The organism is Labrys neptuniae (assembly GCF_040797145.1).
Lineage (GTDB): Bacteria > Pseudomonadota > Alphaproteobacteria > Rhizobiales > Labraceae > Labrys > Labrys neptuniae.
Genome location: NZ_JBFNQD010000018.1, coordinates 76096 through 102060, shown reverse-complemented (window position 1 = coordinate 102060; position 25965 = coordinate 76096). Strand labels below are relative to the sequence as shown.

The 25965-nt window shown below is 60.2% G+C and carries 20 protein-coding genes and 1 tRNA gene; 15 read left to right on the top strand and 6 right to left on the bottom strand.

The window, feature by feature from the left end:
- Positions 1-224 precede the first annotated feature (224 nt).
- From ABXS05_RS30385 to ABXS05_RS30375, 3 genes are all read left to right on the top strand, one after another.
- Positions 225-4256, top strand: a complete 4032-nt coding sequence (locus ABXS05_RS30385) for a phage tail tip lysozyme (RefSeq protein WP_367626474.1) — start codon at positions 225-227, stop codon at positions 4254-4256.
- On the top strand, positions 4243-4833 hold the full coding sequence (locus ABXS05_RS30380) for a hypothetical protein (RefSeq protein WP_367626473.1): 591 nt from the start codon (positions 4243-4245) through the stop codon (positions 4831-4833). The genes ABXS05_RS30385 and ABXS05_RS30380 overlap by 14 nt, the downstream gene beginning before the upstream one ends.
- A 570-nt stretch (positions 4834-5403) precedes the next feature.
- Positions 5404-8172: a phage tail tip lysozyme gene (locus tag ABXS05_RS30375; protein ID WP_367626472.1), complete on the top strand. Its 2769-nt coding sequence runs from the start codon at positions 5404-5406 to the stop codon at positions 8170-8172.
- 42 nt (positions 8173-8214) lie between these two features.
- Here the strand turns inward: ABXS05_RS30375 and ABXS05_RS30370 are convergent, their stop codons facing one another.
- A complete protein-coding gene (locus ABXS05_RS30370) occupies positions 8215-9225 on the bottom strand; it encodes a hypothetical protein (RefSeq protein ID WP_367626471.1) in 1011 nt (336 codons plus the stop codon).
- A 70-nt stretch (positions 9226-9295) separates the two neighbouring features.
- Complete coding sequence (locus ABXS05_RS30365) at positions 9296-10006, bottom strand: hypothetical protein (RefSeq protein ID WP_367626470.1); 711 nt, start codon at positions 10004-10006, stop codon at positions 9296-9298.
- Between the two features lie 806 nt (positions 10007-10812).
- On the opposite strand from ABXS05_RS30365, the gene ABXS05_RS30360 reads away from it, so the two are divergent.
- The 9 genes from ABXS05_RS30360 (at position 10813) to ABXS05_RS30320 (ending at position 20240) form a co-directional block, all read left to right on the top strand.
- Complete coding sequence (locus tag ABXS05_RS30360) at positions 10813-11178, top strand: Bbp19 family protein (protein WP_367626469.1); 366 nt, start codon at positions 10813-10815, stop codon at positions 11176-11178.
- Complete coding sequence (locus tag ABXS05_RS30355; protein WP_367626468.1) at positions 11178-11993, top strand: hypothetical protein; 816 nt, start codon at positions 11178-11180, stop codon at positions 11991-11993. Before ABXS05_RS30360 ends, ABXS05_RS30355 begins: the two co-directional genes overlap by 1 nt.
- A gap of 25 nt (positions 11994-12018) precedes the next feature.
- Positions 12019-13020 carry a major capsid protein gene (locus tag ABXS05_RS30350; protein ID WP_367626467.1) on the top strand — a complete coding sequence of 334 codons (1002 nt, stop codon included), beginning with the start codon at positions 12019-12021 and terminating at the stop codon, positions 13018-13020.
- A 159-nt stretch (positions 13021-13179) separates the two neighbouring features.
- Positions 13180-13626 (top strand): Bbp16 family capsid cement protein, encoded by a 447-nt coding sequence (locus ABXS05_RS30345; RefSeq protein ID WP_311944061.1) that lies wholly within the window; start codon positions 13180-13182, stop codon positions 13624-13626.
- 1 nt (position 13627) lies between these two features.
- A complete protein-coding gene (locus ABXS05_RS30340; protein ID WP_311944060.1) occupies positions 13628-13927 on the top strand; it encodes a hypothetical protein in 300 nt (99 codons plus the stop codon).
- Between the two features lie 105 nt (positions 13928-14032).
- On the top strand, positions 14033-14620 hold the full coding sequence (locus ABXS05_RS30335; RefSeq protein ID WP_367626466.1) for a phage connector family protein: 588 nt from the start codon (positions 14033-14035) through the stop codon (positions 14618-14620).
- Complete coding sequence (locus tag ABXS05_RS30330) at positions 14620-17085, top strand: discoidin domain-containing protein (RefSeq protein WP_367626465.1); 2466 nt, start codon at positions 14620-14622, stop codon at positions 17083-17085. The genes ABXS05_RS30335 and ABXS05_RS30330 overlap by 1 nt, the downstream gene beginning before the upstream one ends.
- Positions 17086-17087: 2 nt before the next feature.
- Positions 17088-17609, top strand: a complete 522-nt coding sequence (locus ABXS05_RS30325) for a hypothetical protein (protein ID WP_367626464.1) — start codon at positions 17088-17090, stop codon at positions 17607-17609.
- A gap of 315 nt (positions 17610-17924) precedes the next feature.
- The gene (locus ABXS05_RS30320; protein WP_367626463.1) at positions 17925-20240 is read left to right on the top strand and encodes a hypothetical protein; all 2316 of its coding nucleotides are present in this window, start codon (positions 17925-17927) and stop codon (positions 20238-20240) included.
- Between the two features lie 950 nt (positions 20241-21190).
- Here ABXS05_RS30320 and ABXS05_RS30315 read toward each other — a convergent pair.
- Together ABXS05_RS30315 and ABXS05_RS30310 are read right to left on the bottom strand one after the other, a co-directional pair.
- Positions 21191-22060 carry a glycosyltransferase family 2 protein gene (locus ABXS05_RS30315; protein ID WP_367626462.1) on the bottom strand — a complete coding sequence of 290 codons (870 nt, stop codon included), beginning with the start codon at positions 22058-22060 and terminating at the stop codon, positions 21191-21193.
- A gap of 34 nt (positions 22061-22094) precedes the next feature.
- Positions 22095-22811, bottom strand: a complete 717-nt coding sequence (locus tag ABXS05_RS30310) for a WbqC family protein (protein WP_367626461.1) — start codon at positions 22809-22811, stop codon at positions 22095-22097.
- A gap of 497 nt (positions 22812-23308) precedes the next feature.
- Between ABXS05_RS30310 and ABXS05_RS30305 the strand changes: the two genes are divergently transcribed.
- The 3 genes from ABXS05_RS30305 to ABXS05_RS30295 all read left to right on the top strand — a co-directional run bounded on the left by ABXS05_RS30305 (position 23309) and on the right by ABXS05_RS30295 (position 24813).
- Complete coding sequence (locus tag ABXS05_RS30305; RefSeq protein ID WP_367626460.1) at positions 23309-24112, top strand: glycoside hydrolase family 108 protein; 804 nt, start codon at positions 23309-23311, stop codon at positions 24110-24112.
- Entirely contained in the window at positions 24109-24378 is a 270-nt protein-coding gene (locus tag ABXS05_RS30300; RefSeq protein ID WP_367626459.1) for a hypothetical protein, read from the top strand. The genes ABXS05_RS30305 and ABXS05_RS30300 overlap by 4 nt, the downstream gene beginning before the upstream one ends.
- 111 nt (positions 24379-24489) lie before the next feature.
- The gene (locus ABXS05_RS30295; protein WP_367626458.1) at positions 24490-24813 is read left to right on the top strand and encodes a hypothetical protein; all 324 of its coding nucleotides are present in this window, start codon (positions 24490-24492) and stop codon (positions 24811-24813) included.
- A gap of 161 nt (positions 24814-24974) precedes the next feature.
- Here the strand turns inward: ABXS05_RS30295 and ABXS05_RS30290 are convergent.
- Both ABXS05_RS30290 and ABXS05_RS30285 read right to left on the bottom strand, forming a co-directional pair.
- Positions 24975-25051: transfer RNA gene (locus ABXS05_RS30290), tRNA-Arg, on the bottom strand.
- Positions 25052-25195: 144 nt separating this feature from the next.
- Entirely contained in the window at positions 25196-25918 is a 723-nt protein-coding gene (locus ABXS05_RS30285) for a TIGR02453 family protein (protein ID WP_367626457.1), read from the bottom strand.
- Between the last annotated feature and the right edge of the window lie 47 nt (positions 25919-25965).

The following is a 25965-nucleotide window of genomic DNA, read 5'->3' as shown; positions in this document are numbered from 1 at the left end:
GGAAAACGGCCTCAAGGGGCCTGGGTGCACACGGTCTCTCGCCCGCACCCATCCTGACACAGTCTAACTACACAGGGATCGCAGGCTTCCAGCCTGCCCTTGGAAGCGCCGCGCTCGCGGACAAGCAAGAGCCGGCTGGAAGCCGGCGATCCCAGGAAAATCTCCCCCACACCCCAGCCCCGCCCCTCCAGGCGGGGCTTTTCTTTTGCCCCGATGGATCCGCCATGCCCCGTTTTCCCGACTATCGCGCCGAAATCGGCTTAACTCCCGGCGCCACGCCCCAGATCCGCACCGGCGCCGAGGCGATCGGCCAGGGCCTGCAGGCCCTCGGCGGCGGCCTGAGCGAGGCGGCCGCCGGCCTCGAGCACTACCAAAAGAGGCTCCGGCATGAAGCCGCCTTCGACGACGACAACAAGCTCGGCCTCTACAAGCAGCAGCGGCAGGCCGCGCTTGCCGAGGCCGCCAAGACGATGCCGGCGGAAGCGACCGGCTTTACCGCCGGCTTCGCCAAGACCAGCGCCAAGGCCGACACCACCTTTCTCGGCTCCATCTCGGCCGGCAATCGCCAGCGTGTCGCCACCGATCTCCTCAGCTTCAATGACGGCCTCTTGAACCAGGCCAGCCAGTTCGAATATGGGCAGCGCGGCACCTTCGAAACCAATGCGATCACAGCCGCCTACCAGACCTCCCTCGCCGCCATCCGGCGCGATCCGTCCCAGCGCGATCCGGCACTCGCCGCGCTCAACGCCAGGATCGACGGCGCCACCTCGATCCCCACCGCCGACAGGGCGCGGCTGAAGCGGGACATTGCCGCCGGCTCCTCGATCGAATGGGCGAAGGGAACGGCCGGCAGCGATCCCGACAGGATGAGCGCGCTCGTCTGGGGCGCCAAGACCACGATTCCCAAGGGCGCGAGCGGTCCGGCCCAAGCCGACCGTGAATCCGCCGCGATGTCCTATTTCATCGGGCGCGGCTACAGCCGGGAGCAGGCGGCCGGCATCGTCGGCAATCTCGTGCATGAGAGCGCGGGCCTGGCGCCCTCGAGCCGGAACCCGGGTGATGGTTCGGATGGCTCCGACAGCGTCGGCATCGCCCAGTGGAACGGCGACCGCGCCAGGAATCTGCAGGCCTTCGCGGCTGCCCGGGGCAAGGACTGGCGCGATTTTTCCGTGCAGCTCGCTTTCGTCGACCACGAATTGAACACCGATCATGCGGGCGTGAAGGCCAAGCTCCTGGCAACTCGGAAGCCCGACGAGGCAGCCGGCGTGTTCGTCACCGATTATGAGCGTCCGGCCGGATCGCAGGGCGGCGCCGCCGCCTCGCATGGCTGGGACAACAGGCGCAACCAGGCGCGGCGGCTGGCGGCGGGCGACTACCAGCCCGGCGAGGTCGAGGAGAGGGCACCCGATCCGGTCGTCGCGTCCCTGTCAGCAGACGATCGCAGCGGACTCGTGAGCTTTGCCCGGGCCCAGCGCAGCCAGGGCCAGGCCGTGGCCCAAGGCGATCTCGAACCGCGCATCCAGGATGCCACGCGAGCCTTGACCACCATCGGCCGCTATGACGGCCGGCTACCAACCGCCGCCGAGTTCAGCGCCAGCTATGGCCCGGAGGACGGCGCGCGCCGCTATCGCAGCTTCGAGCGCACGCTGGGCCTGGGCGCCGACATCACCGCCATCCGGGCGATGACGCCGGCCGAGCAGACCGCCTGGCTCGCCGTCCGCGCCCCGAAAGGCCAGGGTCCCGCCTTCGAGACGGAGCGCCAACTCCATGAGCGGGGCAGCGAGGCCATCGCCCTCAACCAGGCGTTCCGCCGCAAGGATCCCAACGGCTATATCCACAGCCTGCATCCCGAAATCGACCGGCTCTGGAGCGAGGCGGGCACCTCACCCGAGCGGCTGAAGGCCGCGCTTGCAGCCACCAATGCCGCCATGGACAGGCTCGGCATGCCGGTGGAAGGTCGCACGGTCTTGCCCAAGGCGATGGTAAGCCGGGCGCTTGCCAGCTTCGGCGACGGCGCCAAGCCGCTCTCCGAGCGCATCGCACCCATCCGCACCCTCGTCACCGCACCCGGCGATCCTGCCCAGCAGGCCATCTTGTTCGAGCAGCTCACGCGCGCCGGCTTGCCGCGGCTCCTGGCGCCGGCGCTCGCCGCCTATGGCCGAGGAGAGAACGACAGCGCCAGCCGCCTGCTCGCCGCTGCCCTCGGTGCCCCTGCTGCGCAGCCGGTGGCAGGGGCAAGGCCCAGCCCGACGACCGGCTCGGCCGTATCTGCCGCGCCGGTGAGCCCTCTCGCCTTGCGCGGCGGAGCGGATGTCGCCCGTCCCGCCTGGCAGCCTGTTCGCACCGACACCGCCATCGATCTCGGCCCCGCCATGACCGGTGAACTGGCGAGGCTGCAGGCCACCGGCAAGACCGGGCTCGATCCCCTTACCGCCATGCTCTACGATCGGTTGTTCCGGAACAATGTCATCAGCAATGGCGGCGACCCCCTTCACGCCCACACCGTCGCCAGCCAAGACATCCGTCAGCCCGGCCCAACGCTCTATGCCCAACTCGGCAACAGCGCCGTCACCACCGACGTACCGCCGGGCCTCGGCACGGGCCAGGATAATGGTGGCGCTCGCATAACGGGACCGGTCCCGAACACGCCTGCCAAACCCCCCTTCGAGATCCCGGAGGGGCCGGGCAAGCCAACCAATGTCAACACCGATCCCGCGATGCCTTCCTCGCCGGGGGCCACGGTCGACAATACTGGCAAGACGGTCATCGAGGGGCCGGGGCCGGAAACAGGCAGGCCGGGGAGTAATAATGCGCCGGAGACGCCTTCTTCCAAGCCTGGCCCGGCCATTCCGGACAAGCCGCCTGCCCCGCAGCCCATGGGTCTGCCTTCGCAAATCGGCAGGGCTCTGCGGTCGGGCCTCGGGCGTGGTTCCTACGATCCGGAGCTGGCAGCTTCCAATGGTTTCAATACCCCACAGGACCCTTCGGAAACCTATCCCCACTCGCCCGTGCCGGTGACCTACTGGCTCTTTCCCGATGGCGGAACCCGGGTGACGCCGGCTGTCTCAGACTTCATTCGGCAACAGATCGGCGCTTTGCCGCAACGCGACGATGTCCAGCGGGATTCACAGATTCGAAGAATCGAGTTCGGAACTTTCAATACGGCACTCCTCAACGCAAGAAGAGATCTCTGGACCGATCAGGAAAACGGCGTCTATCGCCAGTACTACTCCGATGGGGGCTATGACTTCTCCTTTGCACGCGGGCTCGACACCAACAGCGAGGCAGCCGTCGTCGCGGTGCGGAAGTCCGCACGCGAACCTAGTTGGCTCTCCGGATGGTTCGTTCACGATGAAGGCGACCCGCCCGGTCCCTGGTATGGCGCGCCGGAGCCGGAGACCGAGCCCGCTCCGGCCACCGACCCGAAACCTGGGGCGGTGCCGCTCGGCACGCCGGGATTGCCCGATACCCCGCGACCCGGCATGGCGCCACTTGGGACACCAGGTGAGCCGGATGTCCCCCAAACGCCAGACACGCGCCCTGCCCAGCAACCCGGGCAAGAACGGACTTCGCCCCTCACCGCAAGCGGCCAGGATAAACCGCCGGATTCCGGCGAAACATCGCCCGGGGAAGGCATTCCTGCCCACTCTGGGACACCAGGCCAAAATGCCGACGATGATCAGGCCCCCTCAAATCCGGACTTTGTCCCTCCCTCCCAATTGAGCTCCTATGATCTCGCGCCGCCGATCGGTAGTGGGGCTGAAAAGGTGCTTTATCCCTTAAAGGCAGATAAGACCAAAGTAGTAGGGGTAACGGATGATCGTCTCGATTATTCCGAAGCCTATCAGGCAATTAAGAATGAGATTGATAGCTTAAACAAACTAGATAAGCTTGGATTTCCTGTAGTGAAGAATTACGGCATAACTCATGTGCAAGGAAGCCCTGCAATAACTCTCGATTACATTGATGGAGAATCTTCAAAGGACATTGTAGATTGGACGGGGAAAATAAAAAATCCAACAGCAGCCAAGTTCCTAAATGCAGATAGCATCAAGGATCTCGAATTTATTCGAAAAGGATTGGAATCTGCAAAAATCAACGTTGAAGACCTGCAATTCATGATACGACGCGATGGAAGGGTTTTCATCAACGATCCAATGGGCATTGAAGAATCGAGTACCTTAGAAAAATCAAGCGAGAATCTCTTACTTAACTTGATAAACATCGCAAGGAAAAACGTCAATGAACGGCAATAAAACATATTCATTCCTTTCGGACAAGAGTATCAATCTTAAGCTAATTATCGGAAAACGGATCGATGAAATTCTAGCAGTTGAACATAATTTTATTCTAGAGAGACACTCTAGTGAAAACAAACTAGAAAATCACTACAGGTTTTCGTTCGATTCATCTAGAATATATATATATTTGGAAGATTTTGGTACCCTCGCATTTGCAAGCCAAGGGAGCGACCACCGCTCGCTCGTTGTTGCTCACCTTCTAGAATCACCTTCCATGGAGACAATCGCGCAGGATTTGCGCATTGACGAACCTTTTACGATCACAAGAGCAGACGATACGATTTATTCTGAGGCTTATTTTGCGAGCTTTCTGGGGACAAACGTGATCAAGATCGAAACTATCCAAGCTCATGAAGCCGGCCGACGTGGAGCGCGCCGAAATGAGAGAGGGCTTCGGATTACGAACGATAAGGGGCATAGCCTGATCATTGGCTGGAAAGTCCAGCGCGCCCCGCTTCCTCCTGGTATGTGTATTATTAAGCCGGATCAAATGAACACAACGCCTGGCCTATTCAGTTTTCATGAAATATAGCTCCTTAGAATTACAAAAAATTACCACAATAATTTGTCAATTCCCTAAAAGATGACCCACACGGCGACGTAACATTACGCGTGACACGAACTGCAATTACCAGCATGTGACGTCGTAGTGGTAATTGTATTTCGTGTCACCGGAATCCTGGCACGCTCGAAACCAATGCGATCACCGCCGCCTACCAGACCTCCCTCGTAGTCATCCGGCGCGATCCGTCGCAACGTGGACCGGCACTCGCCGCACTCAACGCCAGGATCGACGGCGTATTACCGGGTATTACCGGGACAGTTTACCAATTCTCCGAAAGCTAGTCGACATGGTGGCGTCTAAGCCACAGGCAGCGGTATGTACGAACCCAAACGTCGAGACAGAAGATTCACAATTGAGTAAACTGTCGTGGACTGCCTCCCCCAGAGAATGGACTGCACCCTCGGATTGATACAACAAGAATAGGGTGACGGCGCCACCTCGATCCCCGCCGCCGACAAAGCGCGGCTGAAGCGGGACATTGCCGCCGGCTCCTCGATCGAATGGGCGAAGGGAACGGCCGGCAGCGATCCCGACAGGATGAGCGCGCTCGTCTGGGGCGCCAAGACCACGATTCCCAAGGGCGTGATCGGCCCGGCCCAGGCCGACCGTGAATCCGCCGCGATGTCCTATTTCATCGGGCGCGGCTACAGCCGGGAGCAGGCGGCCGGCATCGTCGGCAATCTCGTGCATGAGAGCGCGGGCCTGGCGCCCTCGAGCCGGAACCCGGGTGATGGTTCGGACGGCTCCGACAGCGTCGGCATCGCCCAGTGGAACGGCGACCGCGCCAGGAATCTGCAGGCCTTCGCGGCTGCCCGGGGCAAGGACTGGCGCGATTTCGGCGTGCAGCTCGCTTTCGTCGACCACGAATTGAACACCGATCATGCGGGCGTGAAGGCCAAGCTCCTGGCGGCTCGGACGCCCGACGAGGCAGCCGGCGTGTTCGTCACCGATTATGAGCGTCCGGCCGGATCGCAGGGCGGCGCCGCCGCCTCGCATGGCTGGGACAACAGGCGCAACCAGGCGCGGCGGCTGGCGGCGGGCGACTACCAGCCCGGCGAGGTCGAGGAGAGGGCACCCGATCCGGTCGTCGCGTCCCTGTCAGCAGACGATCGCAGCGGACTCGTGAGCTTTGCCCGGGCCCAGCGCAGCCAGGGCCAGGCCGTGGCCCAAGGCGATCTCGAACCGCGCGTCCAGGACGCCACGCGGGCCTTGACCACCATCGGCCGCTATGACGGCCGCCTGCCAACCGCCGCCGAGTTCAGCGCCAGCTATGGCCCGCAGGACGGCGCGCGCCGCTATCGCGGCTTCGAGCGCACGCTGGGCCTGGGCGCCGACATCACCGCCATCCGGGCGATGACGCCGGCCGAGCAGACCGCCTGGCTCGCCGCCCGCGCCCCGAAAGGCCAGAGACCTGGAATGCACCCCGCCTTCGAGACGGAGCGCCAGCTCCATGAGCGGGGCAGCGAGGCCATCGCCCTCAACCAGGCGTTCCGCCGCAAGGATCCCAATGGCTATATCCGCAGCCTGCATCCCCAAATCGACCGGCTCTGGACCGAGGCGGGCACCTCACCCGAGCGGCTGAAGGCGGCGCTTGCAGCCACTAATGCCGCCATGGACAGGCTCGGCATGCCGGTGGAAGAGCGCCGCCTCATGCCCAAGGCCATGGTCGACCAGGCCCTCGCCGCCTTCGGCGATACCAGCAAGCCGATGGCGCAGCGGTTGGCCCCGCTACGCGCAGCGCTCGTCGCCAGCGCCGATCCCGGAGCGCAGCAGGCGATCTTCGGCCAGATGGTGTCGGCAGGCCTGCCGCCGATGCTGGAATATGCCGCCATCGCCTATGCCAAAGGTGATGCGGCCCTAGCCGAGCGCTTCGCCACGGGCGCGCTCGGCCGCCCCGACGCCAACGGCAGGGCGACGGGCGGCGCTGATGATACCTCCTTCGCCAGCCCGGTCGCCGCCGCCAACACCGCCGCCGGCCCGGCCCCGATGCGCTCCCTGTCCGGTCCCACCATCGATCTCGGTCCTGCCGCCGCCCAGGCCCTCGGCTCCAGCCTTACCGGCGACGAACGGAGCAACCGCGCCGCAACCGTCCGCACCCGCATGATCGAGGACGCCATGCGCACCAATGGCGGCGACCGCCTCGCCGTCATTGCCCAGACTGACCGAGACCTCGCCAGCCTGGGAGACGATGGCTGGGTGCCGGGGATGTTTATGCGAGGGCCAGGAGAATCGGTGCCGATCCATGTCGCACAGATCAGCCAGACACAAATGGGCGACGCAAGTCAGAAACCTACCATGCATCCCACCTGGAGTGATGACGACGACCGCGCATTTATTGGCAAAGTCGAAGAGATTCTCAAACAGCACCGCGCCGCTGGCGCCACCTCGTTAGAATCTGGAAGACCTATGACCAGCGAGGAGTTAACGGTATTCAAGGAAATAATACAAAATGCCGAAAAGCACCCACTCAGTCAGGATCCATCCATTCAAGAAGCGCTCAGAAAGGCTGCTTCAAAACTCGGGTTGATACCCCAAACACCTTCTCAAGAAGCAGTAAAACTTCTTGATTATGCAACAAATTTGGCACCTGCCGTCCCGCCACTAAAATTCTCAACACAAGAAGTAAACCCATTTAGGATGCCAAGAGCCAAAAACAAAACACTACCAAAGAGTTTTGACAAAAATGCAAATCTAAGCGGGATGGACCCCGCCGTCGCAGATCCCATTGACTTGAGGAAAGGTCCCAAGGGGACTTTTTCATTTCTCTTATCTCCGGGACAATATCAGCCTATATTCGATAATACCAACAATAAATATGGAATTAATCCATCATACCTCGCAGCATCAGCTATTATAGAGTCGAAATACCCCTATATAAAAGGAGATTTTATTGACGCAACAGCTCGGCATGGCTCAATGAAAGGAATATTTCAATTCAGCCCCAGCACCGCCAGCGAAGTCGGTCTACAAAACCCGGACGATCCGCAGGAAGCCGCCGATGGCGCAGCACGCTATGCTATTATCAATCGAAACCGACTGCTACCCAAAATAGGTAGAGAGCCCACGATTGCGGAGCTGTATGCTGCGCATCAACAGGGATCAGGTGGCGTCGCTGCCTTGATAAATCACCCAAATGACAAGGCTATCAATACCATAAAAAAGGAAAATTTCACTGGAAACGTGCCGGAATCTTATAAGAAAAAAAATCAGAACTGGATGAACATGACCTCAAAAGAGTTTCTTGAAATTTACGAATCGAGATTTCCGAATGAGCTTTTATTTTTACCAACAACAACCCCACAATAATCATGATATTTCTAAAAAATATGAACAGTTTATAATTATATCCTAATATTTCTTTTGAAAAAATGTCCCAGCTTTGTAATCATAGACATATACAGCGCTCTTTGCGTCCGATGGACGCATCGCAGTATACCGGGTTTTCTCACCAAAAGCATCAATCAATTTGCCGCTATCCTGTGAACAACGTTCCTTGATTTGGGACAGAGTCGCATATTTAGCGTCCATTTCTAGGGTATTCAGCATAGATCCAATTCGCAAGTTATCGAGCTCGAAATATGTTTTAGGAACATTGGAGTCGCAGTCGATCTCATACAATCCTGCTTCTCCACTATAGTCGGATGCATGAACCAGGCTGTCTCTATCAATGTCTCTTTGATCGATGAATTCATCCGGCGCAATCTGAATTCTAGTAAGAACTTTTTCGCTTAATCCTTGCCCCAGGCTAAAGGAAAGACAAAATACCACTTCGTCGAAATCAGGATTTATAGACGCCTTAATACAAGAACCATCATCTAAATCGATATTCTCGATAAAGCCCGTTGAGACTAAATCGCCTTTGTTATTGCGGTAGACCGCAAGCGCGCCATCGGTATTCTTATTCATGCATCGAGATTCTGCTGCACCGGCCATCACCAGAAAATAAGGCAATCCCTTCTGCATTACCTTATGAACTTGGTCGAGCACCACGATGGCACATGCAGGAGCAATTACATCACTTGATCGACATTTCCCGATTTCCAGTTCATTGGGCTCACATACGGTCGCCAATATCTCCTGTGCGGTTGGATATTTTTCGGCCGCCGCTTGAACCTTTGTTGTTGCGGACGACGATTGCGCCCATCCTCCTGTTTGGGCGAATGAGACCCACAGAATAAAGGTGCTCAACAAGACATGTTTCAGCCCCCGACTCATCGTGATTTCACGCTCCTCATACTGGCATTTGAAAGATCTGTTTTGCCGGCTGGCTGCGCCCCTTCGGCCAGCATAAAGCGAAAACGTTCCGTAATTAGCCGATTTATCAGAACATATCAAGAACATACGCTGGAATTCTGACATTCAAGACGGCCCATTCCGTTCAACGTTTGCCCAGCCGGCACAGGCTGGCATTGAGGAACTTTCACCCCAACTACCGACTATCGCGCGCCCGCATCAGAAGGTCCGCCTCGGTATCGAAAATCATGCTTTCGCGCCTGATATTCGCAGCCGAGACCATCGTAAAACCAACCAGTGGCTTGCCCTCCCTGTCCTTCATCGGCCAGATCTGATCCGGGCGGCAGGCCTCACGCACGACAGCGCTATCGGCGTAGGAAACTTCAAGCCTCAGGCTGCGCCGACGCGGGCCCTGAGCCAGTTTCGATAGTTCGAAATAGGTCGGCTGCCCGCTCGCCTTGTCGCATTGGAGCATGTTGATGCCCCTGTCGACATAACCGGCCTTGGTCGCGACGCTTCCGGCTGCGAAAGCCGGGTTGTCTGAAACCAGCCTTCCTTTCCTGACCGCGAAACGCACCAGCCAGGTCTCGGCCTCGCCGGTGCTGCGATAGTATGAAAGACAATAGAGCCTGTCGTTCCTGGGATCGCGTTCGACCGCGATGCAATGCTTCGCATGGGAAAATTCCCAGGAATCACCGGCACGCTTGCCTGGCCAGTAGCTTGCCTTGGCGGGCTTACCCATCGCGTCGAGGGTGACAAGCAGGGAGCCGCCCTCGAAATCGGGATGCCCCGAGCAGCCCGAACGATAGGGCGCGATCGCGAAAGCCTTGCCCTCGGCGCGAATGGGATAGAGCGCAAGGATCTCAACATTGCAGGCCTGCCCCTCGAACACGGGCTGGCCATCCACGGTCTTGGGATATCCGCGCGCATCCCTGCAAGCGTTCCCAGCGATATCCGATCCGGCGCAGATCAGCCGCAGCACAGCGTGCAACGCGGGAGCCTTCCCGGCTGCCGAGCTGCTTGCCGGCGGGGCCCATGAAAGAATGATCGAGGCAAATACTGACGCGACCAGAAGACGGAGCATTGGGCGGTCCCGGACGTGGTGATACAGGGCTATTGCTATATGGCTCATGGACAGCGCGTCGGCAATCTCTGCCGGTCGCTCCCTCCCCAGAGCCCCTGCGAAAAAGGCAGCTGCTGCGCCGCAAGCGGACGTGAATGGGGCGCCGCCAACCGGTATGTCGGCAGGCGTCGTCAGCACGATTCGGCATCACTTTTTCCTTGGCCAAAAGCGGTCGGGATCGGCGACAAAAATTTCAGAATTTTGCCGACTACGGGATTGACGGAATTCGGCCCTTATGGCATATTAGGAGCATAAGAAATCGTGCCCGCCTCACAAGGCCGGGCGCTTTGCGTTTGGGGCTGCCGGATAGCGCCGGGGGCTCATACCCTTGGCCTGGTTGCGATCTTCCTCCAACGCCCAAAGCGCGAAAAATCCCCGGCAAGGCGGCCGATCGCCTAAACTAATAGGCCCGGCGCGAGATCGATACCATCATCGTGTCGAGCGTGGCATGGCCGTCGGCGGCACGCCGTTCAGGTCCTCCGTCCATCCCGCCTGAACGACCGCAACCGGGAGCGATCCCGTGGCCGTCTTCAACGCGCCCCCCGCCCCGCTTCGGCGGGGTTTTTTGTTGCCCACATCGGAAGCCCCGCATGCCCAATCCCTCCGGCGGCCCAGCGCGCGCCGCCCTTGCGATCAACTGGCTGGCGCTCGCCAGGCTGTTCCGGCGCGCTCGTGGCGACGAGGCCACGCTCAAGCTTGCGCTGGCCTATCACGCCGTCTTCGATATCAGGAACGAGGACGTGCAGATCGTCCTCGCCGACCTCGCCGACTACACCGGTTTCTACCAGGTGAACGGGGAAGGCATCCCACCCGACGACCGCGCGTTTTCGGATGGCAAGCGAGCCGCCTTCGGGCGGCTTTTTCGTTTTCTCAACCTGACTGACGAGGAGAAGGCCGCGCTGTCGCAGGCAGCGCGCGCAGAAGCCATCGCCAGTTCCAACCAAGGCATCATCTGATGACTGACCAGGCAAACCCTGGGGCCGCCATGGCGGGAACCCCGGACGGCGCCACCGTTCCTCCGGCCAACAACGGGTCGCCGGCCGGCGGCGCGACGGACTTCCTTGCGGGCCTGCAGAATGCGGAAAGCCGGCAATGGGTCGAAAGCAAAGGCTACAGGGCGCTTGATCCGCTGGTCGAGTCGGCGCGCCACGCCGACCGCATCCAGGCCGAGTACAACGAGTTCAAGGCCAAGGCCCTCACACCGCCGGCAGCCGACGCCAAGCCCGAGGACTGGCAGGCCTTCTATGCCAGGCTCGGCCGGCCTGAGACGGCGGAAGGCTACGAATTCCGCCTGCCCCAGGGCCTGCCCGAAGGCTTCGCCTATGACGGCCAGAGCGCCAGCGCCTATCGGGGCTGGGCGCATGAAGCCGGCCTCACGCCGAGGCAGGCCCAATCCCTCCACGATCGCTTCGTGCAGCACCAGGCCGGACAGCAGTCCGCCTATGTGCAGGCCATCGTGCAGCGGGGCGAGGCCGCGCAATCGGCGCTGGTCAGGGCCTGGGGCGACACGGACAGCGCGGCCTTCCGCCAGAACGTCGAGTTCGCCGACCGCTTCATCCGCCAGAACGGCGGCGAGGCACTGATGGGCGAATTGAAGTCGAGCGGCCTGATCTCCCCCGATGGCTACGTGCTTTCCCCTGCCCTGGCCCAGGCCATGGCGAGGGCTGGCAAGGCGCTCTACGCGGAAGACCAGTTCGCAACCGGCGGTGTGGCGGGCGGGTCGCGCTCGGCAGCCGAGACCCTCTATCCGGTCGATCCGTTCCGGCGGTGAGACCTTTTCTCAAAGGAAGCAAACCATGGCCGTGATCGGCAATTCCTATCCCACGCTGGTTGATGTCACCAAGCGGCTCGACCCCAACGGCAAGCCCGCCGTGGTGGCCGAACTCCTCTCCCAGCTCAACGAACCCCTGCAGGACATTCCCTGGATCGAGGGCAATCTGCCCACCGGCCACAAGACCACCATCCGCACCGGCCTGCCGCAGGCGACCTGGCGGCGCCTCAATTACGGCGTGCCGCCGGCCAAGAGCACCACGGCCCAGATCACCGATGTCTGCGGCATGCTGGAAACCTATTCGGTGATCGACAAGGACCTCGCCGATCTCAACGGCAACACCGCCGCCTTCCGCCTGACCGAGGACACCGCCTTCATCGAGGCGATGAACCAGCAATTCGCCCAGGCGCTGTTCTATGAATCGGTGGGCGTCAACCCCGACCGCATCACCGGCCTGTCGCCGCGCTATTCCAGCCTCACCGCCGGCAATGGCGTCAACGTCATCGATGCCGGCGGCACCGGCGCCTCCAACACCTCGATCTGGCTGGTGGTGTGGGGGCCGAACACCCTGCACGGCATCTATCCCAAGGGCACCACGGCCGGGCTCACCCACCAGGACGTCACCACCTCGGCGCCGATCCTCGACCCCAATGGCGGGCGCTACCAGGCCTACCAGACCAAGTATCAGTGGAAGTGCGGGCTGACCGTGCGCGACTGGCGCTATGCCGTGCGCATCGCCAATATCGACACCACCACCGCGGCCAGCGGCCTGCAGTCGGCGACGCCGCCCAACCTCTACCGGCTGATGGTGCGAGCGATCAACAAGATCCCCTCGCTCAAGATGGGCAAGCCCGCCTTCTATGTGAACCGGGCGGTGAAGACCTGGGGCGACATCCAGGCCATGGAAAAATCGACCCTCGCCTTCCAGACGGTGACGGACGCCCAGGGCCAGCCCTTCCTCTCGTTCCGCGGCATCCCGGTGCGGCTGACCGACCAGCTCCTCAACACCGAGGCCCGCGTGGTCTGAGGCCCCTCCCCCCGACCCTTGGTCATCCCGTGCGCGATGCAGCACGCAGTGATGCGTCGCAGACACGGGACCGCGTCGGCTTGCGGTCCCGGATCTGCGCAGCGGCACTTCGCGCCGCAGCGCGTCCGGGATGACGCCCCTTTCCCCATCATCGGAGCCATGTCCATGATTCTGGACCAGCAACTTCTCATGTCGGACAAGCAGGCGATCACCGCCAGCGCCGTCTCGACCAACACCATCGACCTCACCCAGGCCCGCGATCCCGGCCCCGGCGACAGCCTGGAACTGGTTGTTCGCGTCAACGCCGCGCTCACCGGCGGCACCTCCGTGCAGTTCGCCTATGTCACCTCGGCCAATGCGGACCTGTCGTCGCCCAACGTCATCGTGCAGACGCCGGCGATCCCGGCCGCCAGCCTCACCGCCGGCTCGGAATGGCTGCGCGTGCAGGTGCCGGCGTTCTCGCTCGATGCCCAGCGCCAGCGCTATCTCGGCGTGCAGTACACGGTGGCCGGCACCTTCGCCGCCGGTACGGTGACGGCGGGCCTCGTCGCCGACCGCGAGGCGATCGTCAACTACCCCTCCGGCCTGAATGTGGGGGGCTTCTGAAATGGCGCGCTATCTCGTCAAGGCCAAGGCCTATGTCGACGGCCGCATCGTCGAGGCGGATGAGGAAGTCGAGCTCGTCGGCAAGGTGCGTGAGGAGGACGAGCATCTCGAGCTCATCCCGGACAAGGCCAATGAGCGCGAGGCCCAGAAGGAGGCCGAGGAAGTCGATGCCGAAATCCGGGCGGAGGCGATCAAGGCCAAGCTCGTCGACGATGCCGGCGCCGCGATCGACGAGGTGACGCCGATCGAGGTCGTGAGCCGCCGGCTCGCCGAATACAAGCAGGCCAACGCCTTCAGGTAAGCCCAGTCCTTCAAACCAGACCGGGCGGCGCGCGATGCTTCATCGACGCGCCGCCCCGACAAGACCGATTTTCGCGGCAGCAATTTTCGTGGCCTGGAGGCCCTCATGTCCGTCAATCTCTCGATCACCGAGATCTGCAATCTCGCGCTCGATTATCTCGACGAGGCGCCGCTGGCCTCCATCGACGACAATTCGGCCGTGGCACGCTGGTTCCGGCGCAATTTCTGGCCGATGGCCTGGAGCCTGATGCGCCGCCACCCCTGGAATTTCGCCATGGCACGCACCGCGCTACCGGCCGCGGCAACGCCGCCCGCCTTCGGCTGGGCCCATGCCTATGACCTGCCGGTCGACTGCCTGCGGGTGATGCCGCTGACGGCTGATGGCAGCGAGAACGCCAAGACCATTCCCCACAAGGTCGAGGGCAGCCAGGTCCTCGCCGACGAACCGGCCCCGCGCCCCGTGCGCTATGTCAGGCGCATCGAGAATACCGGCTTGTTCGACCAGCAATTCACCGACGTGCTCGCCTTGGCCCTGGCCCAGAAGGCGGCGCATTTCATCACCGGCAAGGCCTCCTATGCCGAGTCTCTCGGGCAGAAGACGCAGGCAGCCCTGTCCGAGGCGCAGGCGATCGACGCCCTGGAAGGCACGCCGGATGACCCCGAAGACGATTTCTGGATCGAGGCTCGTTCCTGATGGGCGCTTATGAACTCAAGCCGGTGTTCTCGCGCGGCGAGCTTTCCCCCAAACTGCACAGCCGCGCCGATCTCGAGCATTTCAAGACCGGGCTGAAGGAATGCCAGAACTTCATGGTGATGCGCCAGGGCGGCCTCACCCGCCGCCCCGGCACGCAATTCGTGCAGGAGGTGAAGGATTCCTCGCGCCCCGCCCGCTTCATTCCCTTCATCTTCTCGGCGAGCCAGGCCTATATGCTGGTGTTCAACGCCGGCGTTATCAGGGTCTACACGCTGGGCGGGCGGGTCGGCAGCGTGGAGGTGGCGCATCCCTATGCCGACGCGGACCTGTTCCAGCTCGATTTCGACCAGACCAACGACGTGCTCGACATCACGCACAAGGGATACCAGCCAAGGCGAGTGAAGCGTCAGAGCGACACAAGCTGGACGATTGAGACGGTCAATTTCCGGTTCGGCCCATTCCTGCCAGTCAACGACACGTCCACCACATTGACACCCAACGGCACCGGCAATCCAATCCCGAAGATGACCAGCAATACGGCACCGAGTGGCATAGCTGCTGCAAGTGGCACAGCCTTGGGCGCGCCATGGAATGTATTCGATCGTGACGCTGGCACGGCATGGCACAGCGCCGCTGGTGGTGACGGCTGGATCTCCTACACGTTTCCGACCCCTCACATTGTCGTAGGGTACGCAGTGCAGGCCACATCAGGCCTTGTAACTGGAACGCCTGTCACCGATCGAGCTCCAAAGTCATGGACGTTCGAGGGATCGAATGACGGCGCTAATTGGACAGTGCTCGATAGCCAGTATGCGCAAAGCAACTGGTCTGCTGGCGAGGCCCGATATTTCAGGTTCACTAACACCACTGCCTATACCGGCTATCGCATCAATGTCACGTCAAACAATGGCGGTGGCTTTGTCACCATTGGTGAACTGACATTCACTGAAGATCCGGCAACGGCCCCAGTCGTCACCATTACGGCCTCATCGACCACAGGCATCAATGGCAGCACCGGATTCTCTGCTGATGATGAAGGGCGCATCATCGCTCTGCTCGGATCGAATGCAGTCTATCGTTCCTTCGTCATCACCGCCGTTACTTCATCAACTGTCGTACAGGCCAAGCTCGACGACGCACCGTTGCCGCTTGCTCAAGGAACTTTGCAGTGGCGCCTCGGCGCTTGGGGAGCAACTCCCGGCTGGCCAGCCCATATCGCAACCTTCGAGCAACGCAAGGTCTATGCTCGCACTGATGCACAACCCTCCGGCATCTGGGCCACCAGAACCGGCGGCTATGGGCGCGAACTGGATTTCTCCGTCTCTGTTCCGGTGAAGGACGATGACGCGATTTCCTTCACCCTTACCGACGTCAACGAAATCCAGTGGATTGCCGAGGGCCCGGACCTCCTGATCGGTACCGCCGGTGCCGCCCGCACCATGGGTCGCGACAGCCCCAACCTGCCCTTCTCGGCCAACAACTTCCGTCAGTCCCTGGCTTCGACCCATGCCTCGCAGGCGATCAGGCCAGCCAAGGTCGGGAACTCGACTATCTTCGTTTCCAGCTTCGGCAAGGCGCTACGGGAGTTTGTCCAGGGTGAGACCGGAGTGGGCTATGCGACACCCGATATCTCGGTACTCTCGGATCATCTCTTCGCCTCCGGCATCGTGGAAGTTACCTACGCCCAAGAGCCCGACAGCGTGATTTGGCTGCCCAACGGCAGGGGCGATCTGATCGGACTGACCTATGAAAAGGACCAGTCCATAGCGGGCATGCATCGCCATCTCATGGGCGGCGAGGGATTCGTCGAGAGCTGCGCCACGATGCCGGGCCAGTGCAGGAACGAAGTGTGGCTGATCGTTCGACGCATGATCGGCGGTGTGAGCCGGCGCTCTATCGAGCGTATGGCCGCGCCCTTCGAGGCGGCGACCGCAGGGCCCGACAAGGCCTGGTATCTCGACTGCGCCCTGCAATATGGCGGGGCCCCCGCCACTGGTGTTACCGGCCTCAGCCACCTCGAGGGCCGGCGCGTTGGGATCCTGGCGGATGGCGCGCGCGAGGCCGATCAGATCGTTACGGACGGCACCGTCTCGCTCGCCTCGGGGCGACCGGCCGAGACGATCACCGTTGGCCTGCCTTACACCTCACGTGTACGCTTAATGCCCTCGCCCGCTTCGGCCGGCGACGGGTCAGGCCTGGGACGGCGCAAGAAGATCATCTCCGCCAGGATCGACTTCCTAGCCACTGGCTCCCTACGCGTCGGCCAGGACGAGGCCACAGCCGAAGAGATCGTACCGCGCCATACCAGCGATGATCTCGGCACCGCCGCCCCACTTGTTACCGGCTTCTACGACGCCCGGCCACAAACGAGTTGGGGCGACAAGGGCGAACTCGTGCTGACCGCCGACGGCCCGCTGCCGGCGACGATCCGTTCCATCACCCTCAACACCGACCCGGAGCCCTGATCATGTGCCCACCGCTTTTCGCAGCCATTGGAGCCGGACTGGCTTCCGCGGCCTCCGCCGCCGGCTCCGCCATATCCGGCATCGGCCTCGGCACGGCGGCCTCGATCGCCGGCACCGGCCTGTCGGCTATCGGCGCCATCCAGCAAGGCAACGCCGCCAAGGCCCAGTCGGACGCCCAGGCCGAGGCCTATCGCCGCCAGGCCCAGATCGAGACGATGACCGGCGAGTACCAGGCCGGCCGCAAGCAGGACCAGGTGGATAACACCATCGGCACGCAAACCGCACTCACGGGCGGCTCCGGCGTCAACCTCGACGGCTCGCCTTCCGACGTCATCGGCTCCACTGCCAGCGAGGGCGCGCTCGACGTCGCCGCCATTCGCTGGAACGCCAGGAATCAGGCCAACAATCTGAACTACCAGGCCAGGCTCGCCAACATCGCCGGCCGGAATGCCCAGACCGGCGGCTATCTCAATGCGACCGGGAGCCTGTTCGGCGGGCTGGGGCGGCTAGGAAAAACAGCTTAACCGTGCCAACGAAGACGGCCTCGTCATCCCCATAGATGGCTGCCGTTGCCCGAACGATCGGAAGGCAGAGTTTCACGACTCTGCACATGACAATGGCAACACGGCCTTGCGCACTCAGGGCACCAGCGAACCTCGCCTGATCCCACCCTAGGCGTGCCCGAGCTTCGCAAATGTCGGCCGCACGGAGCGGTGCCGGGGATCGGCCCGCCGGTTTCGCCTCTCGCCGAGAGGTATTCCCCTTCTTGCGCTCCCCAACTCCACCTCCGCCCCCAAAGCCCCGCCTCGAAGGCAGCATTCCGTTTGCCGGAGCCCCACATGACCATTCCAAGCTATGACAACCGCCGTTCCTATGCGGGCGACGGCAGCACGACCACTTTCGCCTTCCCTCCCCCCTTTACCGTCAACACGGATCTGGTGGTGCAGGTTCGGGCGGCAGACGGGACGACTGCCATCAAAACGCTCGGCGTGGATTATGCGGTCACCGGCGCCGGCTCGCCCGCCGGCGGCAATATAACCATGACGGCTGCGCCGGAAACGGGCGCGACACTGATCATCTACCGGAACGTGCCGCTCACCCAATCAGTCGACCTGCAGGACGGCGGCCCTTTGCCGGCAAATACAATCAATCGTGCACTCGACCGTATCACCATGTGGGGCCAGCGCCTGAAGGAGCAGGTCGTTGACTTGGGCGCTCTGGCCAGCCAGGTGGCGGCAGGCTTGATGTCTCCGGCAGACAAGACGAAGCTCGATGGCATCCAGCCAGGCGCCCAGGTCAATATCGTGACCTCTGTTGCCGGCAAGACCGGCGCCGTGACACTGGTCAAGAGTGACGTCGCCCTCGGTAACGTCGACAATACCGGCGACCTCAACAAGCCGATTTCTACGGCAACGCAGACTGCCCTCAACGCGAAAGCGAATACCTCCGCTCTGGCGGCTGTGGCCTTCTCGGGCGCCAAGGCTGATGTGGGCCTTGGCAATGTCGAGAACACGTCGGACGCTAATAAGCCGGTATCGGCGGCGCAGGCGGCAGCCGATGCGACAACACTGAACAGCGCGAAGACCTACACCGACAGCAAAGCGAACAAGGCCAGCGTTGGTCTGGGGAACGTGGACAACACGTCCGATCTCAACAAACCGGTCAGCAATGCAGCACAAGCCGCTCTGGATCTAAAAGCGAATATTTCATCTCTCGGCTCGGCAGCGTTCCAGCCGTCGACGGCATACGCCACGGCAGTTCAGGGAGCCAAGGCAGACACTGCCTTGCAGGGTTTACAGGCGGGCCTGAATGTCGAGATCGACAATACCGACCCGCTACATCCAAAGGTCACGGCAGTTGGCTCCGCAGTTGGCGGTGATGTCGCGGGTCCCGCCGGTGGAGTCGTTGCGAATGAAGTGGTACTTTTCGACGGCACTACCGGGAAGCTGATCAAGGGCAGCGGCGTTCCATTGACTAATGTAGCCAAGGTCAATGCTACGCAGACTTGGACTGCAGCTCAAGATTTCTCGGGCACGATCACCAAGGTCAAATCACTCACGGCAGGTGTTAACTTACCCGGCGATGACCAGGCGGCCAGTACTAAATATCTCTATGACTTCTTTGTTTATTTGAACGCCAATGGTGCGATCGTTCCGCAAAACAGCCCCATTCTGACCGGCAATCCAACGGCTCCTACGCCTGCGGTGGGCAGTAACGATACCAGCATTGCTACGTCGGCTTTTGTGCAGGGAGAAATCAACACTCGACCAAGACTGAAAACTTACTCAGCAAATGCAACATTTTCACCCTCTGATACGCACTCCATTATTCGCCTTGAGGGCGGAACTGCCTACAATCTACCGGACAACAGCGCGTCTCCCAAGTCGATCGAATATGCGATTTTCAATGCGACCAACGTTGCGATCACCATCACAGCGGCATCCGGTAATTATCTCTACACCAGGGATGGCATTTCCAGCTCAGGTGGAGCCTACACACTCGCCCCCTACGGAGCAATTCTGGTCAATGCCGCCAGTTGGGATTGGTATATCCTCGAAAACAAACGGATACCTGGCATTCCTGTCTCCTACACGATCGGTGATTTGATTTATGCCGATAGCGCCGCCACTCTGGCCGCATTGGCCAGTGTGGCAGGCGGCAATGTTCTGCGCTCCGGTGGCATCGGTACCGCTCCTTCATGGGGTAAGGTCGGCCTGACAACCCATGTCAGCGGTACTCTGCCGGTTGCCAATGGCGGCACCGGGACAACCACGCTGGCAACGACGGCTAACGTTCAGTCCGGCGCGGCCTTCATACCGACGATGGATATCGTACTTTCCGCAATGGGATGGGCAGCTCTGGCCGATAGCGCGACGATCGCCATCGACCATGCCGGAGGCGTAAACCGTACAGTCACCATTGCTGGCAACCGAACCATCTCGAACCCGGCCAACGCCAAGCCAGGATGGCCGCTCAATATCGAGGTAACCCAGGACAGTACGGGCAACCGCACGCTCTCATGGGGAGCGAACTTCTCCTTCGGCGTGGGGGGCGCTCCCGTTCTCTCGACGACGGCTGGCGCGGCCGACCTCGTTTGCTTCGTCTGCCGTGGGACGAACAAGTTCGTTTACACCGGCATTGTCAGGGGGATTTGATATGTTGCCGGGTCTTGCTCCCATCGTGTCGCTGGTACACTCTGGTTCAGTGCTCTACCGGGCCGGAACGTTCAACTTCACCGTTCCCGAGTACAATGTCCTAACGATCGACCTATGGGGTAGCGGCGCCTCCGGTGTGGGCGTCACCCCAGGATCCGCCTTTTTCCTTGGCAACAACGGCGCTGCTTCGTCGATTGGATCACTATCTCTCATCGCAAACGGGGGTAATCGAGCTACGTCGACCAGCACTAGCGCCGCTGGCGGCGCAGGCGGTACCGCATCAGGGGGCGATCTCAATGACACCGGTTCGGCTGGCGGCGCTGGCTCCGGAGCATCTGGTGTTGGTTCAGGTGGCGCAGCTGGCGGTGCGCCAGCCGGCGGTGGAGGCATGGCGGCTAGGCCTGCCGGCCCCCCACCTTCCGCCCCTGGCACGGCCGGCAATGACTATGGCGGAGGGGGAAGCTCGGCCAACAACAGCAACGGCAACAATTGGAGCGGCGGCGGCGGTGGTGCTGGACGATGCAGAATAACATACACTCGTGGGAGCGCAGGAGCACCGACACCTGGCTCTATTATCACAGGAACAGTTGCGGCGGGTGGCGCTGTTGGCTCTGGCACAAATCCAGGCGGCAAGGGCGCTGACGGCGCCGCCATCTTTTTATGGCTATAGGGAACGCTATGCAATAGAGTTACAGATCAGTGAGCTTATCGCAAATGTCCAGCACTCAGTCTACAAAGAAACATTTTGAATGGCTGAAGACCCGACGGCAGCAGGCTTATTGATCTCATGACCCTTTAAGGTATCGCCGGGAAATCGGTGGAATCTGAACCAAATACGGCGCTGAAAATGACCGTCGTCCTTGGTGCCCACGATGATCTGCGGGGGTAGATATCCGGTGCTAAGTTACTCGGGCAAACCTTGATACCACGGAAAGTTATCAAATAACCTTCTAGCGCTCGAAGGCAGAGAACAACTTCTCTCGCGCGCCCCTAAGTAATAATTTTCTAAGTTTATACACCCTCTTTCCAACGTAAAACAAAGTCAAAAAACGAATCGCCATCCTCTTCCAGCCAAAAAAGCCAGACTCTTCAATATAGTGCTCACAAACCCGACGAAATTGCTTCCTAAGATAAAAAAGCTCCGCGACTGATGGACGGACTAAAACTTTGTTCGATTCTTTGAGAACAATACGCTGAGTAAAAGAAGCTTTCGGCGCCATGACAATTTCACGTTTAAGGAACACCGGATACATTGCTAGGTGATCAGATGCCCAAGGATGAGGGTATCTGGGATGGACGTAATCAAATATTCTTTTTAGAGCATCTGTCTCCCAGAGGCCGTAAAACCAACTGGCATGAGAATCAAACAAGAGCTCTTTAATTTGCCTCAAATCTCCTCCTGTAGGAGGCCTTGGAATCGTTTTTTGGGTAGGCCGATCTTTTCGAACAGTACTAACAGACGAAACCGCAAGCTTTGCATCTACCTTCGAAGTAAAAGCTAATATCAGCTCTTCGATGAAATTTAACGAACTAAGATCGTCATGGGCTCGCCACATGAAATACGGAGCATCTGCCTCATGCAGCAAGTCCATAAAATTCTTTGCGGCCCCAACATTTATATCTCGCACTATAAATTTAATACGATTATCCCTATTTGCATAATCCCTCACAATGCTCGCCGTACGATCCGTTGACGCGTTATCGTAGACTCTTATTTCAATATTTTGGTATGTCTGATTCACTACGCAATCCAGACACTCAGAGATCATCCCCTCGCCATTAAAGACAGGAATTCCGACAATAACTTTCGGACTGGACATCATAGGCTGCCTAATTCTCTATCATCTAGAGTGATTATTCTATCCCCAGAGCCTTTCGCCATGGAATGCTTTGAGATACGAGGATTGAGGAGGCCTTCGGGCCTAAATTCGCGATAGCATCAAGGAAGGTCACATACGGCGTAAATTCACCATGTAATTGAGGATATTGCGACAGATTATAATCCATATATTCAACAACTTTGCCAGCTCTATCCATTTTCTCATGATCCATGTATTTCTTGGCACCATGCCCAGTAACATAAACCTCGGCGCTCAGAGAATTTAACAGAGAAATAATCCTATCATCCTTGAGACCTTGTGAGATTAGTTCTGAGCTTCGACCAAATTCAACATTTATGTTGAGGTATTTAACGATCTGTTCAATGCCAAAAATACAAATATCAGAGAGATAATCACTCTTCAGGTCTAAGGTATCAGCAGCAATCGCCACCGCATCTTCAGCGAACGGCGCGCCTTTCAAGGATTCACGCAAAGCGATTAGATGGTTCTTTCGCCATGGCTGGCTTTCGTCGATCTTTGTGTCTTTAATTATCTGTAAGCCGTTACGGATAATTGGAACGGTAAGCCAGACCTGACCGCGTTGCGTCTTAAGCTGTACACGAGAACAAAATGATCGACCTTGCGGAAGCTGTACATCATCGAGATGAATATACACATCCGCTAAGTTTATTTGCTCAAAAACGCCCGCCCAGGGAAAATATTGAGGCTGCAGGATAACGGCAGTTCGCAAGTTATATCCTCTATCCTTTGGCACGATTGGGGTCAAAGTTCACGATCTCACCTAGCATCCCTCTCTTCCCCTCGTTTAAGGGAATTCATTTTCTCGAACAATAGCTATGGCAACCCACAGCCCCTTTGGTTCTCACGTGAGCCTGCAATGACGCCCAATCAGTCCCCACGGCACGATCCTTCTAGTTTCAAGGAATCTTGCCTGATGAAGGTGGCAATATGATACCATATCCGTTCCTAATTGTGGGTGCTGACGCTTACCTGCTCCATCGTCAACCACATTCGCGGCGACAACCTATTTATCTGTCATGCGGTCGACCGACCCCCATAGTGGCTCCTCATTCAAAGCAAGCAGACGTGATCGCCGATGGGCTTCGCTGCGGCACGTTGTAGGTCTCTGCCCACCAGGCCGAACCTTCAACAACTCCACATCGCAATCGATGAACCGACCACAGGCTTCCTCCAGGAAGCCTTCTTCTTACCCATGGAGCAGTCACCATGAGCGACACCCTCGCGCAAACCATCACGCTCGTCTTCGGCTCGGAGGGGGGATATGTGAATCATCCGCGTGATCCGGGCGGCGCCACGAAATATGGGATTACAGCTGCCACTCTGGGTGCTGCGCGCCGGCTTGGCCGCAAGGCCACGCCGGAGGAGGTCAAGCGTCTGACGCTGGCGGAAGCGGCCCGGATCCTGGACAGGCAGTATGCGCAGCCCTTGCGCTATCGGGAACTGCCGGCTGGTCTGGACTATGCTTTGTTCGACTATGCCGTGAATTCCGGCCCGGCCCAGGCCGTGAAGACGCTCCAGCGCCTTCTCGCGGTCGAGGTAGACGGCATTCTGGGCGTCAAGACGCTCGAGGCCATCCGCAGGCATGAGGTGACCGACCTCATCGACGAACTGCAGGACGCCCGCCTGCGGTTCCTGCGCGGACTCAAGACCTGGCCGGCCTTCGGCAAGGGCTGGAACGCCCGCACGACTCGTGTGCGGGAAGCCGCTCTCCTTATGGCCAATGGAGACGCCACCGCTATTCCTCCACCGCCAGTCGGCCTGGAGACCGCCACGCCCGCTGACGCCAGGATCTCCTCGACCATCGTCGGCAAGGGTACCATTGCAGCCACGATCGGCACGGCCAGTGCCACGATCGGCGCGGCCAAGGATGCGTTGCAGCCGATCACCGGCAATGGCGGCGTGGTCGATATCGTCTTCGCCCTGCTGGTCGCTGGCGGCAGCGCCGCAGCGATCGCGGGCCTCGCCATCATCGCCTATCGGCAGGCAAAATATCGCGAGGCGGCGACATGATCACTACCGCCCTCACCTTGCTTCGTCTCATCCCCGTCCGCGGCTGGTTGACCATCGCAGCAATCGTCGCTGCGTTGGCCGGTGCCCTCCACTTCCGCCAGCACTTCATCAACCAGGGCGCCATTGACGCCACCGCCAAGATCGAAAGGGCGAACGATGCAGCCAAAGATCGCTTCAACGATGCGAGCGACCAGGTCAATCGCTGTTATGCCACTGGTGGCGATTGGGATCGCTTTGAGCGGGTGTGCAAGCGTTCCGGTCGATAGACCATGCGGCGTCATCACCGATAGCCTGCGGGACGTGCAGGCCACTTCGCGCGATGGCAACCGCCGCCTCGCGGTCCATTACGAGGGCGGTAGAGCGGCGGGGTGCTGGTCATGACCATGCCAAGCGAGACGGAACATTGGGCAGTGGACAAGAAAATTCCCGTTGCTCTGGTGATCACACTCCTGGTCCAGACGGCGGGCGTCGTCTGGTGGTCGAGCCAGCTCAACAGCCGCGTCACCGTCATGGAGGAGCGCAGCCTCAAGCTCGAGCTCGAAATCGGCAAGCTGAAGGACAGTAGCTCCGATGCCCGCGAGCGTTTCGCCAAGGCAGAGACCACGATGCAGGCCTTCGTCGAGACCACCCGACGCATCGAGGCCAAACTCGATCGTCTCATTGATGACAAGCAGCCCAGCCGTGCATACGGGCCGAGGTAACCCTCAGGCGTTTTTGGCGACCTCCCAGTTCATCCCCTGAGGACAAGCCTGGAATCGGCTGTGCCATCTTTTGTGCCGTAGCTAACCGTTGCCATATGCGGCGCTCTCGCTTCGCGCGTATCGGCCACAAAGGTTACTGCGTTGATTCTGCTAGAGAAATTTGGCGTCCCGGAAGGGATTCGAACCCCTGACCTACGGTTTAGGAAACCGTTGCTCTATCCTGCTGAGCTACCGGGACAGCCTGGGCGCCACGAAAACCCGTTCGTATGGAAAAGGTCAAGCCCTTTCCGTGTCATTCGGCCTTGTTTGTGCTCGAAGAGAGCCCGATCAGGGCGCCCAGAGCGAATGCGCTCCTCCCCGGACCTCATTTCTCGCCGGTCTTTCAACCGCGTTCCGGCTCCAACACCGCCAAAGCCGACCAGCCAAAATCGAGCAGCGGCAAAGCGTCTTCGATCAAGCCCGTGCAGGCATCGACGAGCTCGGGGGTGCGGATCAGCGCGTCCGGCAGAGGCCTCCTCACCACGATCGACTTCAACTTCAGGGCGGCGACCAGATCGGCATCCTCGATGCCGGCGGCTTCGCGCGGCGGACGCTTGAGGCTCCATTGCGGATCGAAGGCGAGCCCCGCGGTTGCAAGCCTGGCTGTCATGGCGCGGAAGCGCTCGGGGGTGGCGGTGATCGCCTGGCGGAAGGCGGCAAGCTGCTTCGGCTCGAGGTCGTAGAAGCCGACGGCGGCGAAGCAGCCTTCGGGCGAGATGTGGAAATAGGTGAGACCCGGGTCATTCTTGGCCCCCGAGCGGGTCATCACCGCGCCGGCATGGGTCTTGTAGGGGCGCTTATCCTTGGCGAAGCGCACGTCCCGATGGATGCGGAAGAGCGCGCTCTTCGGCGTACCGCGCATCGGCAGCCCCTTGGTGATGCAGGCTGCGTTGACAGCCTCGATCAGGGCCGAAAAGGGCGCCAGCACGTCGCTGTCATAGAGGCCGCGATTCTCCTGGAACCAGTCGCGATTCATGTGAAATTCGAGCGCCTTGAAGAAAGGCAGCGCCTTCTCGCCGAAGCCGGTGAAGGAAGCGGGCATGGGCAATCCTTGGAGTGCGAACATCACCCCTTCCTATCGCGGAAGGCCTGATGTTTCCAAGAGAGGGGCTG

Coding starts and splice junctions, on each gene's coding strand:
- ABXS05_RS30385 (WP_367626474.1), top strand. CDS start 225: ATGCCCCGTTTTCCCGACTATCGCGCCGAAATCGGCTTAACTCCCGGC.
- ABXS05_RS30380 (WP_367626473.1), top strand. CDS start 4,243: ATGAACGGCAATAAAACATATTCATTCCTTTCGGACAAGAGTATCAAT.
- ABXS05_RS30375 (WP_367626472.1), top strand. CDS start 5,404: ATGAGCGCGCTCGTCTGGGGCGCCAAGACCACGATTCCCAAGGGCGTG.
- ABXS05_RS30370 (WP_367626471.1), bottom strand. CDS start 9,225: ATGTCAGAATTCCAGCGTATGTTCTTGATATGTTCTGATAAATCGGCT.
- ABXS05_RS30360 (WP_367626469.1), top strand. CDS start 10,813: ATGCCCAATCCCTCCGGCGGCCCAGCGCGCGCCGCCCTTGCGATCAAC.
- ABXS05_RS30355 (WP_367626468.1), top strand. CDS start 11,178: ATGACTGACCAGGCAAACCCTGGGGCCGCCATGGCGGGAACCCCGGAC.
- ABXS05_RS30350 (WP_367626467.1), top strand. CDS start 12,019: ATGGCCGTGATCGGCAATTCCTATCCCACGCTGGTTGATGTCACCAAG.
- ABXS05_RS30345 (WP_311944061.1), top strand. CDS start 13,180: ATGTCCATGATTCTGGACCAGCAACTTCTCATGTCGGACAAGCAGGCG.
- ABXS05_RS30340 (WP_311944060.1), top strand. CDS start 13,628: ATGGCGCGCTATCTCGTCAAGGCCAAGGCCTATGTCGACGGCCGCATC.
- ABXS05_RS30335 (WP_367626466.1), top strand. CDS start 14,033: ATGTCCGTCAATCTCTCGATCACCGAGATCTGCAATCTCGCGCTCGAT.
- ABXS05_RS30330 (WP_367626465.1), top strand. CDS start 14,620: ATGGGCGCTTATGAACTCAAGCCGGTGTTCTCGCGCGGCGAGCTTTCC.
- ABXS05_RS30325 (WP_367626464.1), top strand. CDS start 17,088: ATGTGCCCACCGCTTTTCGCAGCCATTGGAGCCGGACTGGCTTCCGCG.
- ABXS05_RS30320 (WP_367626463.1), top strand. CDS start 17,925: ATGACCATTCCAAGCTATGACAACCGCCGTTCCTATGCGGGCGACGGC.
- ABXS05_RS30315 (WP_367626462.1), bottom strand. CDS start 22,060: ATGTCCAGTCCGAAAGTTATTGTCGGAATTCCTGTCTTTAATGGCGAG.
- ABXS05_RS30305 (WP_367626460.1), top strand. CDS start 23,309: ATGAGCGACACCCTCGCGCAAACCATCACGCTCGTCTTCGGCTCGGAG.
- ABXS05_RS30300 (WP_367626459.1), top strand. CDS start 24,109: ATGATCACTACCGCCCTCACCTTGCTTCGTCTCATCCCCGTCCGCGGC.
- ABXS05_RS30295 (WP_367626458.1), top strand. CDS start 24,490: ATGACCATGCCAAGCGAGACGGAACATTGGGCAGTGGACAAGAAAATT.
- ABXS05_RS30285 (WP_367626457.1), bottom strand. CDS start 25,918: ATGTTCGCACTCCAAGGATTGCCCATGCCCGCTTCCTTCACCGGCTTC.